The 13,245-nt window shown below is 59.0% G+C and carries 10 protein-coding genes; 6 read left to right on the plus strand and 4 right to left on the minus strand.

Going from position 1 to position 13,245, the window contains the following annotated elements; genetic code table 11:
- Nucleotides 1-385: 385 nt before the first annotated feature.
- Nucleotides 386-1,909, minus strand: coding sequence for a 4Fe-4S dicluster domain-containing protein (locus B5G37_RS09625; protein WP_087256890.1), 1,524 nt, complete (start codon nucleotides 1,907-1,909; stop codon nucleotides 386-388).
- 155 nt (nucleotides 1,910-2,064) lie between these two features.
- The gene (locus B5G37_RS09630) at nucleotides 2,065-2,976 is read right to left on the minus strand and encodes a CotA family spore coat protein (RefSeq protein ID WP_087256893.1); all 912 of its coding nucleotides are present in this window, start codon (nucleotides 2,974-2,976) and stop codon (nucleotides 2,065-2,067) included.
- Between the two features lie 335 nt (nucleotides 2,977-3,311).
- On the opposite strand from B5G37_RS09630, the gene nrdD reads away from it, so the two are divergent.
- The 3 genes from nrdD to dut all read left to right on the plus strand — a co-directional run bounded on the left by nrdD (nucleotide 3,312) and on the right by dut (nucleotide 6,509).
- On the plus strand, nucleotides 3,312-5,435 hold the full coding sequence (gene nrdD, locus B5G37_RS09635; RefSeq protein ID WP_087256895.1) for an anaerobic ribonucleoside-triphosphate reductase: 2,124 nt from the start codon (nucleotides 3,312-3,314) through the stop codon (nucleotides 5,433-5,435).
- Between the two features lie 15 nt (nucleotides 5,436-5,450).
- Nucleotides 5,451-5,999 carry an anaerobic ribonucleoside-triphosphate reductase activating protein gene (nrdG, locus tag B5G37_RS09640; RefSeq protein WP_087256897.1) on the plus strand — a complete coding sequence of 183 codons (549 nt, stop codon included), beginning with the start codon at nucleotides 5,451-5,453 and terminating at the stop codon, nucleotides 5,997-5,999.
- Between the two features lie 66 nt (nucleotides 6,000-6,065).
- The gene (dut, locus tag B5G37_RS09645; RefSeq protein WP_087256899.1) at nucleotides 6,066-6,509 is read left to right on the plus strand and encodes a dUTP diphosphatase; all 444 of its coding nucleotides are present in this window, start codon (nucleotides 6,066-6,068) and stop codon (nucleotides 6,507-6,509) included.
- Between the two features lie 40 nt (nucleotides 6,510-6,549).
- On the opposite strand, the gene B5G37_RS09650 is transcribed toward dut, so the two are convergent.
- Nucleotides 6,550-7,872, minus strand: a complete 1,323-nt coding sequence (locus tag B5G37_RS09650) for a solute carrier family 23 protein (protein ID WP_087256901.1) — start codon at nucleotides 7,870-7,872, stop codon at nucleotides 6,550-6,552.
- 76 nt (nucleotides 7,873-7,948) lie between these two features.
- A complete protein-coding gene (gene ychF, locus B5G37_RS09655) occupies nucleotides 7,949-9,046 on the minus strand; it encodes a redox-regulated ATPase YchF (RefSeq protein WP_087256903.1) in 1,098 nt (365 codons plus the stop codon).
- A gap of 201 nt (nucleotides 9,047-9,247) precedes the next feature.
- Here ychF and B5G37_RS09660 point away from each other — a divergent pair, with 201 nt between their 5' ends.
- The 3 genes from B5G37_RS09660 (at nucleotide 9,248) to B5G37_RS09670 (ending at nucleotide 13,222) form a co-directional block, all read left to right on the plus strand.
- Nucleotides 9,248-9,868 (plus strand): NUDIX hydrolase, encoded by a 621-nt coding sequence (locus tag B5G37_RS09660; protein WP_087256905.1) that lies wholly within the window; start codon nucleotides 9,248-9,250, stop codon nucleotides 9,866-9,868.
- A gap of 130 nt (nucleotides 9,869-9,998) precedes the next feature.
- Nucleotides 9,999-11,171: an NADP-dependent malic enzyme gene (locus B5G37_RS09665; protein ID WP_087256907.1), complete on the plus strand. Its 1,173-nt coding sequence runs from the start codon at nucleotides 9,999-10,001 to the stop codon at nucleotides 11,169-11,171.
- Nucleotides 11,172-11,215: 44 nt separating this feature from the next.
- Nucleotides 11,216-13,222, plus strand: coding sequence for a fructose-1,6-bisphosphatase (locus tag B5G37_RS09670; RefSeq protein ID WP_087256909.1), 2,007 nt, complete (start codon nucleotides 11,216-11,218; stop codon nucleotides 13,220-13,222).
- Nucleotides 13,223-13,245 lie beyond the last annotated feature (23 nt).

A 13,245-nucleotide genomic window follows, 5' to 3' on the forward strand; every position in this document is an offset into this window, starting at 1 on the left:
GCCGCTCAACGTCCCAATGTGGATAGCACTTGCCCCAGAAGAACAGGGCCTGTCAAAGGTGGTGGCTGCCAGTCTGCACCTGATCCCGACGCTTTTGCCAAAGAAGCACCACGGTTCTACACGGTGAGCATGAGCGGCAGCGGCGCAAGGAGAGAAGACAATCCTCCTTCCCTCAGCGTCGGTGGGGAATGTTCCAGCGCCATGCAAGGAGACCTCAGGGGGGTACCTAGGGGGGAACGCCCTAGGCGATTCTTTGGTGACTTTCTCATCGGGGAGAAAGTCACCCCAGCGGAGCGCCCCCTTCTGGGGGTACCAGGGACGAGGAAGTAAAAACAAGCCCGTTGCACGAAACATGCAACGGGCTTGTATCATGTAAAGGTGTGGATTAGTCCACCAGCTTGTCCAGCTCCTTGATGTGCTCGGTGCTGGTAGCGGTGGAGTGTCCGGCCTGCTTGGCGTAGATGCCAACGGTGGCCTGGGACTTCTTCACAGGCTGCATGGTGCCGGCGCCAGCCACGCAGCCGCCGGGACAGGCCATGCCCTCCAGCAGGTAGCCGTTGTACTTACCGGCAGCGGCCAGGGTCAGCAGCTTGCGGCACTCCTTCAGGCCGTCGGCGCTGGCGATCTTCACCTCACGGTCGGGGTAGCGCTCGGCGATGACGTTGGCCACAGCCTTGGCCACGCCGCCAGCCACAGCGAAGTTGCGGCCGTCGGTGGAGGCGTCGTTGACGCCGTTGGGGTCCTCTTCCATGGACTCCAGATCCAGGTGCTTGGCGTCGAAGATGCCGGACATCTCCTCATAGGTGAGAACGAAGTCCACCTCGCTGCGCACGCTCTTGCGCATAGCCTCCAGCTTCTTGGCAGCGCAGGGACCGATGAAGACCACCTTGCCCTCAGGCTGCTGCTCCTTGATCAGGCGGGCAGTGAGCACCATGGGGGTCAGAGCCATGGACACGCTCTCGGCGTGCTGGGGGAAGAGCTTCTTGGCCATGACGGACCAGGCGGGGCAGCAAGAAGTGGCCATAAAGGGCAGCTTCTCGGGCACCTCGTTGACAAAGTCCTCGGCCTCCTGCACCGCGCACAGGTCGGCGCCGATGGCCACCTCGAACACGTCGGCAAAGCCCAGGGCCTTCATAGCGGCGCGCAGCTTGCCCGGAGTGACCTTGGGACCAAACTGGCCCACGAAGGCGGGAGCCACAGCGGCGTACACCCGCTCACCGGACTGGATGGCGCGGATGACCTGGAAGATCTGGGACTTATCGGCGATGGCGCCGAAGGGGCAGTTGACCAGACACATGCCGCAGGACACGCACTTGTCGTAGTCAATCTCAGCCTTGCCGTTGGCGTCGGTGTGGATGGCGTCCATGCCGCAGGCCTTGGCGCAGGGACGCTCCTGGACGATGATGGCCTTGTACTCGCACACGTCGGCGCAGCGGCCGCACTTGATGCACTTGTCCTGGTCGATGACAGAGCGGCCGTTGAAGCGATCCAGGGTGATGGCGTTCTTGGGGCACACCTCCACGCAGGGGTGGGCCAGACAGCCCTGGCAGCCGTCGGTGACGTGCACCCGCTTCTCCGCGCAGCCGTTACAGGCAAACTTGATGATGTTGATCAGAGGGGGAGTGTAATAGGTCTCGTCCTTAGCGGCGGCCTCGATGTTGTCGGACAGGGGGGCGTGCTCGCCAGCGCCGCGGCAGGGCAGACCCATGGCCAGACGCAGACGCTCACCCACGATGGCGCGCTCCAAAAAGACGTCGTTGCGGTAGTTGCCCACTTCACCGGGAATGATCTTGTAGGGCAGTTCCTCAATGCGCTTCTCCACCGGCCACTCGGTGTGATAAGCCATGCGGGCCACCTCGCGGAAAATGCGGTGGCGAATCTCCTGAATACGGGTTTCTACACCTCTCATTTGTACAGTTCCTCCTTGCTGTCGATGAGACATAGTCAATCATAGAATACAACAAAAAACACCGGTTGTAAATGTAAGAATGGAAAAATGGTGAAAAGTTTCACAAGGCTAACGAGCGGGACCGTGGCGGTCCCGCTCGAGGAGAGAAATCTGAGTCAGCCCAGGAACTGAATCTGGTTGACGCAGACAAAGTAAATGCGGTTGTTGGTGGAGTTGGCCAGCACCAGCACGTTACCCACAGTGCCCAGCAGGGTGACGCCCTGGAGCACCAAGGGTCCGGCTACGATGGTGACCTTGCGGCTGAGGTTGCTCTGGGACAGGGTGGAGAGCAGACCGGCGGCGCAGCAGCACTCGTCGTCGGAGCAGGCGCAGGAGCAGGCACAGGCCCCGCAGGGGGTGGAGCAGGGATTGGTGCAGGGGTTGAGGCACTGAGAGAGAATCTTCTGGATGGTCTGGAAGTTGTTGGCGGTGGCCTGGTCAGAGGTGATATCCCCGGAGGCGGGGGCGGTAGCAGTTTGCAGGGCCACAGCGGTGAGCTGGCACAGGGGAACCTGGGTGGCGGTGACGCCGGTGCTGGTCTCCGGAGGGGTGTTGACCAGGGCGGAGATCTCCAACAGGTCACAGTTGCAGGGGGAGAAGCGGCGGAAGGACCCGGACATGGTGTTCAGGTTATCCGCAGGGGTGGTGCCAGCGGGGGTGGTGTTGATGGTGGCCCCTGCCACGTAGGTATCGGTGACAAAGGCGGCCTGGTTGAAGTCCAGCAGGGTGGCCAGCTGGCTGTTGCACAGCAGCTGGAGCGCCGCCCGGAAGGACTGCTTGCAGCAGCAGCCCTCCTCCACATCCACCACTGGCGGACAGGGGGCGGCCACCGGCTGACAGCAGCAGATCATCTGGGTGGGCTGACAGGGGGTGGGGCAGGGATTGGCGCAGGGGTTGCAGGTGCAGGGTTTGTGGCAGCCACAGCCGGTTTGAGTGCTGGATGTGGCGGTGCCGGAACACTGCTGGGCGGCAAATTCCTCCGCCGTCAGGCTTCCCCAGCTCTGGGGATTCCAAGTGGTTTGATTCATGTCATTCGCTCCTTTCAGACGTGTGGTCTCCCAGGGGAAACCACCAGGGTGCACTCCATTCTATGTGGACACAGGTTGTTGGGTCCCAGAAAAAGGAATATCAGGAAAAATTCTAACTACACAATATTTCGGAAAAACAAAAGCTGCTCTTTACAACAGCCACAAGATATGGTATGCTGTCTAAGCGTCACGGCACCGGGGAAAATCCCAGAGTTTCCGGGGAAGGTGGCGCTGAATTCCATAGCATGCGATGACGACGGTGTGTTGTTCTACAGGGAATGACCGCCGCTTTGTCCCGCTTAGGATAGAAAATTACGGGAGAAAGGGCGTTACATATGAAAGTAATCAAGCGAGACGGGTCCACCGTGGATTTCGACCGTGCGAAAATTGTACTGGCCATTCAGAAGGCCAATTTAGCGGTGGAAGAGCCCTACCGCCTGGACGATGCCTCCATTGAGGCCATCGCCGACTCCGTAGCCAGCAAGGGGCGTAAGCGTCTGCTGGTGGAGGACATACAAGATATGGTGGAGAAGCGCCTGATGGAGGCGGAGAAGTATGAGCTGGCCAAGGCCTACATCATTTACCGCTACACCCGCGCTCTGGTGCGCAAGGCCAACACCACCGACGAGTCCATCCTGGCTCTGATCCGCAACGACAACAAGGATCTGGCTGAGGAGAACTCCAACAAGAACACTGCCATTGCCTCCACCCAGCGCGACTACATCGCCGGTGAGGTGAGCCGGGATTTGACCAGACGTCTGCTGCTGCCGGAGAAGATCTCCAAGGCCCATGACGATGGCGTCCTCCACTTCCACGATGCCGACTATTTTGTGCAGCACATCTTCAACTGCTGCCTGGTGAACATCGGGGATATGCTGGACAACGGCACCATGATTAACGGCAAGCTTATCGAGTCCCCCAAGAGTTTCCAGGTGGCTTGCACCATTGTCACCCAGATCATCGCCTGCGTGGCCTCCAACCAGTATGGCGGCCAGTCCGTGGAGATGAGCCACCTGGGCAAGTATCTGCGCCTGACCTATGAGAAGTACCTGCGCCGTACCCGGGAGGCCGCCCCTGAGCTGGACGACGAGACCGTGGAGAAGATCGCCAAGGCCCGTACCAAGGACGAGCTGAAGAGCGGCGTGCAGACCATCCAGTACCAGATTAACACCCTCATGACCACCAATGGTCAGTCCCCCTTTGTCACCCTCTTCCTGGTGCTGCGGGAGGGCGACCCCTACATGGAGGAGAACGCCGCCATCATCGAGGAGATTCTCTCCCAGCGTCTGGAGGGCATCAAGAACGAGAAGGGCGTGTACATCACTCCCGCCTTCCCCAAGCTGGTGTACGTGCTGGACGAGTGCAACTGCCTCAAGGGCGGCAAGTACGACTACCTCACCCGCCTGGCGGTGAAGTGCTCTGCCAAGCGCATGTACCCTGACTACATCTCCGCCAAGAAGATGAAGGAAAACTACGAGGGCAACGTGTTCTCCCCCATGGGCTGCCGCTCCTTCCTCTCCCCCTGGAAGGACGAGGAGGGCAACTACAAGTTCGAGGGCCGCTTCAACCAGGGCGTGGTGTCCATCAACCTGCCCCAGGTGGGTATCGTCTCTGGTGGCGACGAGGACAAGTTCTGGAAGGAGCTGGACGAGCGTCTGGAGCTGTGCTTTGAGGCCCTCATGTGCCGCCACAATGCCCTGAAGGGGGTCCACTCCGACGTGTCCCCCATCCACTGGCAGTACGGCGCCATTGCCCGTCTGGAGAAGGGCGAGACCATCGACAAGCTGCTGGAGGGCGGTTACTCCACCCTGTCCCTGGGCTACATCGGCCTGTACGAGCTGACGAAGCTGGTGAAGGGCTGCTCCCACACCACTCCCGAGGGCGAGGAGTTTGCCCTGCGGGTGATGCGCCACCTGCGGGAGACCACCGACCGGTGGAAGAAGGAGACCGGCCTGGGCTTTGCCCTGTACGGCACTCCCGCCGAGAGCCTGTGCTACCGCTTTGCACGCATCGACCAGGAGAAGTATGGCACCATTCCAGACGTCACCGACAAGGGCTACTACACCAACTCCTACCATGTGGACGTGAGGGAGCATGTGGATGCCTTCTCCAAGTTCGCTTTTGAGAGCCAGTTCCAGAAGATCTCCTCCGGCGGCGCCATCTCCTATGTGGAGGTGCCCAACATGCGCCACAACCTGGAGGCTCTGGAGGATGTGGTGCGTTACATCTATGACAACATCCAGTACGCCGAATTCAACACCAAGAGCGACTACTGCCAGGTGTGCGGCTACGACGGAGAGATTCAGATCAACGACGAAGGCCAGTGGGAGTGCCCCAGCTGCGGCAACAAGGACCACAACAAGATGAACGTCACCCGCCGTACCTGCGGCTACCTGGGTGAGAACTTCTGGAATGTGGGTAAGACCAAGGAGATCAAGTCCCGGGTGCTCCACCTGTAAGAGAGAAGGATTTGTATGAATTACGCCACCATCAAATGGGCGGACGTGGCCAACGGCCCCGGGGTTCGGGTGTCTCTGTTCGTCTCCGGCTGCACCCACCACTGCCCCGGCTGCTTCAATGAAGAGGCGTGGGACTTCTGCTACGGCGAGCCCTTCACCCCTGAGGTGGAGGATAAGATCCTGGAAGCCCTGGCACCCTCTTATATGAAGGGGCTGTCTCTACTGGGGGGTGAGCCCTTCGAGCCGTCCAATCAGGAAGTGCTGCTGCCCTTCCTGCGGCGGGTGAAGGAGCGTTACCCGGACAAGGAGATCTGGTGCTACTCTGGCTATACCCTGGATGGGGAGCTGTGGCAAGAAAGCCGCGCCCGGTGTGAGCACACCGACGAGATGCTCTCCCTCATCGACGTGTTGGTGGATGGCCGCTTTGTGGAGGCGTTGAAAGATTTGAGCCTGCGCTTTCGTGGTTCTGCCAACCAGCGCATCATTGACGTGCCCTCCAGTCTGAAAGCCCAGCAAGTGGTGGAGTGGAAGGGCGAGCACACCATCCAGCCCATACAAAAGTGAAATTTACCCCGGCAGCTCCGCTGCCGGGGTAAAAACAATAGTTTTTATATACGGAGGAATCCACCTATGACACAATCCGTTGCAGTGAAACTCTTAGACCCCCGGGCCAAGATGCCCACCTATGGTAGTGTGGACGCGGCAGGTGCCGACCTGTACGCCGTCACTGACGGCCCGGTCACCGTGGCCCCCGGCGAGACGGTGCTCATCCACACCGGGCTGGCTCTGGCCATTCCCCAGGGCTTTGTGGGTCTGGTGTACGCCCGCTCGGGGCTTGCCACCAAGCAGGGGCTGGCACCTGCCAACAAGGTGGGAGTGATTGACGCCGATTATCGGGGCGAGCTGATGGTGGCCCTGCACAACCACAGTGGAGAAACCCGCACCGTGGAGCAGGGGGACCGCATTGCCCAACTGGTCATTGCCCCCTATCTCACCGCCCAGTTCACCCAGCAGGAGGAGCTGGACGACACCGCCCGAGGAGAGGGTGGTTTCGGTTCCACCGGAAGTAAATAAAAAAGATTGCCGCCCGGTACAGAGCCGGGCGGCAAAAATTTTACTTTTGGGCATCTTCTTCCTTGGGAATGATGAGGTTGAGGACGATGGCCATAATGGTGGCCACCACCACAGAGGAGGAGCCGAACACGGTGTTCACCCAGCCGGGGAAGCCCGCGCCGGACAGGCAGCCGGACACCTGGGTGATACCCACGCCCATGGCCACGGACAGGCCCATGACGGCGCTCTTCCGGGGGGTAAAGCCGCCCTGGGTAATCATACGGATGCCGGTCATGGTGATGGCGGCAAACACGGAGATGGTGGCGCCGCCGATGACGCTCTGGGGAATGGTGGTCAGCAGAGAGGCAAACTTGGGCATCAGGCCCGCCACCAGCAGGATGCCGGAGGCCAGGGCGAACACGGAGCGGTTGATGACCCGGTTGACGGTGACGATGCCCACGTTCTGGCTGTAAGTGGCGGTGGGCAGGCCGCCGAAGAAGGCGCCCAGGACGCTCATGACGCCCTGACCGATGATGCCGCCGGACAGCTCTTTGTCGGTGGGCATGCGGTCCAGACCACCCATGGTGGTGGAGCTGAGGTCACCGATGGTCTGCACGGCGTTGACCACATACACAATGCTCAGAGACACAGCGGCGGAGGGGACAAACTTGATCTCAAAGGGCATGAACTGGGGCAGGGCGAACCACTGGGCAGAGCCGATGGAGGAGAAGTCCACCAGTTCCAGGGGGATGGAAATGACGTAGCCCACGATCATGCCGATGAGGATGGCACCCAGCTTGGTGATGCCGTGGGTGAAGTTGGTCAGGGCAATGACCACCACCAGGGTGATCAGGGCCACCAGCCAGCTCTTGGGGGTGCCGAACTCAGGGGTGCCCGCCCCACCAGCCATGTACTTCACAGCGGTGGGGTAGAGGGACAGGCCGATGGTGAAGATGACGGTGCCGGTGACCAGAGGCGGGAAGAGGGGGCGAATCCACTTGACGAAGATGCCGAAGACGATGGCCACACAGCCACCGATGATCTCTGCGCCCAGGATGGTGGCAATGCCGAACTCAGCTCCAATGGCCTGGAGGGTGGGAATGTAGGCAAAGCTGATGCCCATGATGACAGGCAGTCCAGCTCCAACCCGCCCAAAGATGGGGAACAGCTGGAGGAGGGTAGCCAGGGCAGTGAGGATGAGGGAGACCTGAATCATCAGGGTCTTCTGCTCCTCGCTGAGGCTACAAGTGTTGGAGATGAGAATGGCGGGGGTGATGATGCCCACAACGGCAGCCACCACGTGCTGGAGTCCCAGGGGAATGAGCTGGCCCGTAGGTGGGACACCCTTCCACTGAAACACCACGTCGGAATTGTTTTGTTTCATCTGCTTGACTCCTTCTCTTTTGTCTTTCTCATGAAAACAGCAGGAGGGAACACAGGGTGTTCCCTCGCTGCGGTGTTTATACATTAAACCGGAACAAAATAATGTCTCCGTCCTTGACCACATAGTCCTTGCCCTCAGAGCGGATCAGGCCCTTCTCACGGGCAGCGGCCATGGAGCCGCAGGCCTTCAGATCCTCAAAGGCTACGGTTTCGGCCCGGATGAAGCCACGCTCGAAGTCGGAGTGGATCTTACCGGCGGCCTGGGGGGCCTTGGTGCCGTTGGTGATAGTCCAGGCGCGGCACTCGTCCTCACCAGCGGTGAGGTAGGAGATGAGGCCCAGCAGGGTATAGCTGGCGTTGACCAGACGGTCCAGACCGGACTGCTCAATGCCCAGGTCCTCCAGGAACATGGCCTTTTCCTCGCCGTCCAGCTGGGCGATCTCCGCCTCCAGCTGGGCACAGACGGGAATGCACTGAGCACCTTCCTCAGCAGCCCGCTGGGACACCTGCTGATAGTACTCCACCTCGCTGGGGTGGGAGAAGCCCTCCTCGTCCAGGTTGGCGGCGTAGATGACAGGCTTGAGGGAGAGTAGTTCGCTGGTGGCGATGAGGGCGGCGTCCTCCTCATCCACCTGGCTGAGGTAGCTGCGGGCAGACTTGCCCTCGTTGAGCCAGTCCCGCAGGCCCTGGAACACCTCGGCTTCGTGGAGGAACTTCTTGTCCGCCTTGGCAGCCTTGGTGGCCTTGTCAATGCGGCGCTCGGCCATCTCCACGTCGGCCATGATGAGCTCCAGGTCGATGATATCAATGTCACGGATGGGGTTGGTGGAACCCTCTACGTGGATGACGTTCTCGTCGTCAAAGCAGCGCACCACGTGGACGATGGCGGCACACTCCCGGATGTTGGCCAAAAACTTGTTGCCCAGACCTTCGCCACGGCTGGCGCCCTTCACCAGACCGGCGATGTCCACGAACTCCACCACGGCGGGAGTGGTCTTTTTGGGTTTGTAGAACTCGCTGAGCCAGTCCAGACGGGGGTCGGGAACGGCTACGATGCCCACGTTGGGGTCGATGGTGCAGAAGGGGTAGTTGGCGCTCTCTGCGCCGGCATTGGTAATGGCGTTGAACAGGGTCGATTTGCCCACGTTGGGCAGACCCACAATACCGAGCTTCATAGATAAGGACATCCTTTCAGACGTTATATATTCTCAACGATTATACAGGGTTTGGCATGGAATTACAAGATGAAGCCGTGAAAACTGTGGGCATAGCTCTTTTATTTTGCAAGATGGTATGATATGATATCACTATTGCACAACAATTCCATTCACAGGCATATTCAAGGAAACAAATCGGAATTTTATGAGGAGTTTGAAATGGACACACAGGAAAAATGGTTGGAGTGGGCCATGGAATTACAGAGCATCGCGCAGGCAGGCCTGTTCTATTCCAAAGACAAATTTGATTTGGAACGGTTTGAGAGAATCCGCACGGTGGCAGCAGAAATGGTTTCCCATCAAACGGAGCTTCCGCTCAATAAGGTCAAGGATTTGTTTTGCAACGAAACGGGGTATCAAACGCCGAAAATTGACACGAGGGCAGCCATGTTTGACCAGGGGAAAATCCTGCTGGTGCAGGAGCATGACGGCCGATGGGCGCTCCCGGGCGGTTGGTGCGATGTGGATGTCTCGGTGAAAGAGAACACCATCAAAGAGGTCAAGGAGGAAGCCGGCCTGGATGTCACTGCGGACAAAATCATAGCCGTACAGGATCGGTCAAAGCACAATTTGCCCGTATACCCCTACGGTGTATGCAAGATTTTTGTCTTATGTACCGTGGTTGGCGGCCACTTTGAACAAAACATCGAGACCCAAGGGTTTGCCTATTTCTCGGCGGAGGAACTGCCAACATTGGCAACGGAAAAAAACAGCGAGGAACAGATCCGTATGTGCTTCGATGCGTTCCACAGTCCCAACTGGGAGGTCCTGTTTGATTAAAGCAGAGACCTTGGTAGGCGACGTGTGGGAAGGGTTCTTTTATTTTGAAACATGGTGTGATATGATAACACTATTGCATAACAATTCCTTCCATCCCAGATGGAAGAGTGGAAAAAGGAGTTTAAGAGATATGGATTACGCAGCAGAATCGTTGAAGCGTCACTACCAGTGGCGGGGCAAGCTGGATATGGTGCCCAAGATGGAGGTCAAGGATCGTGAGGCCCTCTCCCTGGCCTATACCCCCGGCGTGGCTCAGCCCTGCCTGGAGATTCAAAAGGACATCAGCAAAAGCTACGAGCTCACCGGCCGGTGGAACACCGTGGCGGTGGTCACCGACGGTACCGCCGTGCTGGGCCTGGGCGACATTGGCCCCGAGGCCGGTATGCCGGTGATGGAGGGCAAGTGTGTGCTGTTCAAGGCTTTTGGCGATGTCAACGCCGTGCCTTTGTGTGTGCGCTCCAAGGATGTGGATGAGATTGTCCACACCGTGGCTCTGCTGGCTGGCTCCTTTGGTGGGGTCAATCTGGAGGACATCTCCGCCCCCCGCTGCTTTGAAATTGAGCGCAAGCTCAAGGAAGTGTGTGACATCCCCATCTTCCACGACGACCAGCACGGCACTGCCATCATTGTGGCCGCCGCCCTCATCAACGCCCTGAAGCTGGTGAACAAGAAGATGGAGGACATCACCGCAGTATTTTCCGGCGCTGGCGCTGCCGGTACTGCCATTTTCAAGCTGCTGAAGTCCATGGGCTTGAAGGATGCCATCATCTGCGACCGCAAGGGCGCCATCTGCTCGTCCCGCACTGATCTGAATGCGGAGAAGAAGGAACTGCTGGAGCTGTCCAACTTGGAGGACAAGTCCGGCTCTCTGGCCGATGTGATGGTGGGCACCGACCTGTTCATCGGCGTATCCTCCCCCGGCGTGGTCACCCCCGAGATGGTCAAGACCATGGCTCCTAACCCCATTTTGTTCCCCATGGCCAACCCTGTGCCTGAGATCATGCCCGACCTGGCCCGGGAGGCTGGCGCTGCCGTCATCGGCACCGGCCGCAGCGACTTCCCCAACCAGATCAACAACGTTCTGGCCTTCCCCGGGGTGTTCCGGGGCGCTTTGGACGTGCGAGCCAGCGACATCAACGAGGAGATGAAGCAGGCCGCTGCTCGTGCTCTGGCGGAGCTGGTCAGCGACGACGAGCTCACCCCCGACTACATCATCCCTGCGCCCTTTGACGAGCGGGTGTGCCCCGCCGTGGCTCAGGCGGTGGCCCAGGCGGCCCGGGATACTGGCGTGGCCCGGATTTAAGTTGTTGCTTGCATCATAAGTGAATATATAGAGGAGGTTGCGGAATGAAACAAAAGGAGATATCGTCCCGTGGTGTGGAAACGGATAACTTGCATTACCTGCGCATGCTGGCCAAACAGTATCCCACGGTGCAGGCGGCCAGTACAGAGATCATCAACCTACAGGCCATTCTCATTTTGCCCAAGGGCACCGAGCACTTTATCTCGGATGTGCATGGGGAATACGAGGCATTTCAGCACATCCTCAATTCCGCCTCTGGCGTGGTGCGGGAGAAGATTGACCAGCTGTTTGCCACCAGCGTGTCCAAGGCGGAGCGGGACCAGCTGGCCACCCTCATCTATTATCCCAAGGAGAAGCTGGAGGAGCTGCAAGGGCGGATGAGCCCGGAGGACATGGAGGAGTGGTATCGGCTCACCTTCCACCGACTCATTGAAATCTGCTGTCTGGTCAGCGCCAAGTATACCCGCTCTAAGGTGCGTAAGGCCATGCCCAAAGAGTATGCTTACATCATCGACGAGCTCATTCACACCCACTATGAGGACACCGACAAGCGGGACTACTACGAGAACATCATCTCCACCATCATCGAGCTGGACCGGGCGGGGAACTTCCTGGTGCAGCTGTGCCGGCTCATCAAGCGCCTGGCGGTGGATCACCTGCATATTGTGGGCGACATCTTTGACCGAGGCCCCGGTGCGGATATCATTCTGGACTCCCTGATGAACCACCACAGCGTGGACATCCAGTGGGGCAACCACGATGTGCTGTGGATGGGTGCCGCCTCTGGCTCCCGCACCCTGGTGGCCACGGTGCTGGCCAACTCCATGCGCTACAACAACCTGGATGTCATTGAGACCGGTTACGGCATCTCCCTGCGCCCCCTGTCGGTGTTTGCCGCTGAGGTGTACAAGGACTGTGACATCAGCCGCTTTGAGGTGAAGATCAGCCACGAGGACGAGGAGAACTTCAACGAGCGGGACAAGCGTCTGGCCGCCCAGATGCACAAGGCCATCACCATCATCCTCTTCAAGCTGGAGGGGCAGAAGATCATGCGCAACCCCTGCTTCCGTATGGACGACCGGTTGCTGCTGGACAAGATCAACTACGAGGACAAGACCATTGTCATTGACGGCAAGACCTATGCCCTGGAGGACACCGACTTCCCCACCGTGGACCCTGCCGACCCCTACACCCTCACCCCCGAGGAGGAGAAGCTCATCAACCAGCTCACCCGCTCCTTCCGACACAGTGAGAAGCTCCAGCGCCATGTGCGTTTTCTCTACTCCAAGGGTAGCCTGTACCAGGTGTTCAACGGGAACCTGCTGTTCCACGGCTGCATTCCCATGACCGAAGATGGAGAATTCATGCGCTTTTCCATTGGCTGCAACAATCTGTCCGGCCGGGAGTTCTTGGACTTTGCCGACTTGGCAGCCCGCAGAGCATATTACGATAAGGTAGGCTCCCCGGAGCGGCAGTTCGGCATGGATTTTCTGTGGTTTTTGTGGGCAGGCCGTAACAGCCCCATCTTTGGCCGTGACCGCATGACCACCTTCGAGCGGCGTCTCATTGCCGATGAGTCCACCTGGACCGAGGAGAAAAATGCCTACTACCGGCTGTACCAAGACCCGGCGGTGTGTGATAAGATCCTCAAAGAATTCGGCCTGGAAGGCTCCCACTGCCACATCGTCAACGGACACATCCCCGTCAAGTCCAAAAAGGGGGAGAGTCCGGTGAAGGGAGGCGGCAAGCTCATCGTCATCGACGGCGGATTCTGCAAGGCCTACCAGAAGACCACGGGCATTGCAGGATACACCCTCATTTATAATTCCAACTGCCTGCGCCTGGTCTCCCACCAGCCCTTTGCCGGACGGGAGAAGGCCATTCACGACAACTGGGACATCTCCTCCAGTTCGGAGATTTTCGAGCGCATGGAGCAGCGCATGAAGATTCGACAGACCGACGTGGGCCGTCAGCTGCAAGAGCAGATTCGAGACTTGAAAGACCTGGTGGCGGCGTACCGCTCTGGTGAAATCGTGGAAAATCACGCTTAAAATTCATATCACAAGACAAATTG

This window comes from Pseudoflavonifractor sp. An85, assembly GCF_002161235.1.
Taxonomy (GTDB): Bacteria; Bacillota; Clostridia; order Oscillospirales; family Oscillospiraceae; genus Enterenecus.

Excerpts from the sequence above, each read along its gene's own strand:
- B5G37_RS09625 (WP_087256890.1), bottom strand. The coding sequence starts at position 1,909 with ATGAGAGGTGTAGAAACCCGTATTCAGGAGATTCGCCACCGCATTTTC.
- B5G37_RS09630 (WP_087256893.1), bottom strand. The coding sequence starts at position 2,976 with ATGAATCAAACCACTTGGAATCCCCAGAGCTGGGGAAGCCTGACGGCG.
- nrdD (WP_087256895.1), top strand. The coding sequence starts at position 3,312 with ATGAAAGTAATCAAGCGAGACGGGTCCACCGTGGATTTCGACCGTGCG.
- nrdG (WP_087256897.1), top strand. The coding sequence starts at position 5,451 with ATGAATTACGCCACCATCAAATGGGCGGACGTGGCCAACGGCCCCGGG.
- dut (WP_087256899.1), top strand. The coding sequence starts at position 6,066 with ATGACACAATCCGTTGCAGTGAAACTCTTAGACCCCCGGGCCAAGATG.
- B5G37_RS09650 (WP_087256901.1), bottom strand. The coding sequence starts at position 7,872 with ATGAAACAAAACAATTCCGACGTGGTGTTTCAGTGGAAGGGTGTCCCA.
- ychF (WP_087256903.1), bottom strand. The coding sequence starts at position 9,046 with ATGAAGCTCGGTATTGTGGGTCTGCCCAACGTGGGCAAATCGACCCTG.
- B5G37_RS09660 (WP_087256905.1), top strand. The coding sequence starts at position 9,248 with ATGGACACACAGGAAAAATGGTTGGAGTGGGCCATGGAATTACAGAGC.
- B5G37_RS09665 (WP_087256907.1), top strand. The coding sequence starts at position 9,999 with ATGGATTACGCAGCAGAATCGTTGAAGCGTCACTACCAGTGGCGGGGC.
- B5G37_RS09670 (WP_087256909.1), top strand. The coding sequence starts at position 11,216 with ATGAAACAAAAGGAGATATCGTCCCGTGGTGTGGAAACGGATAACTTG.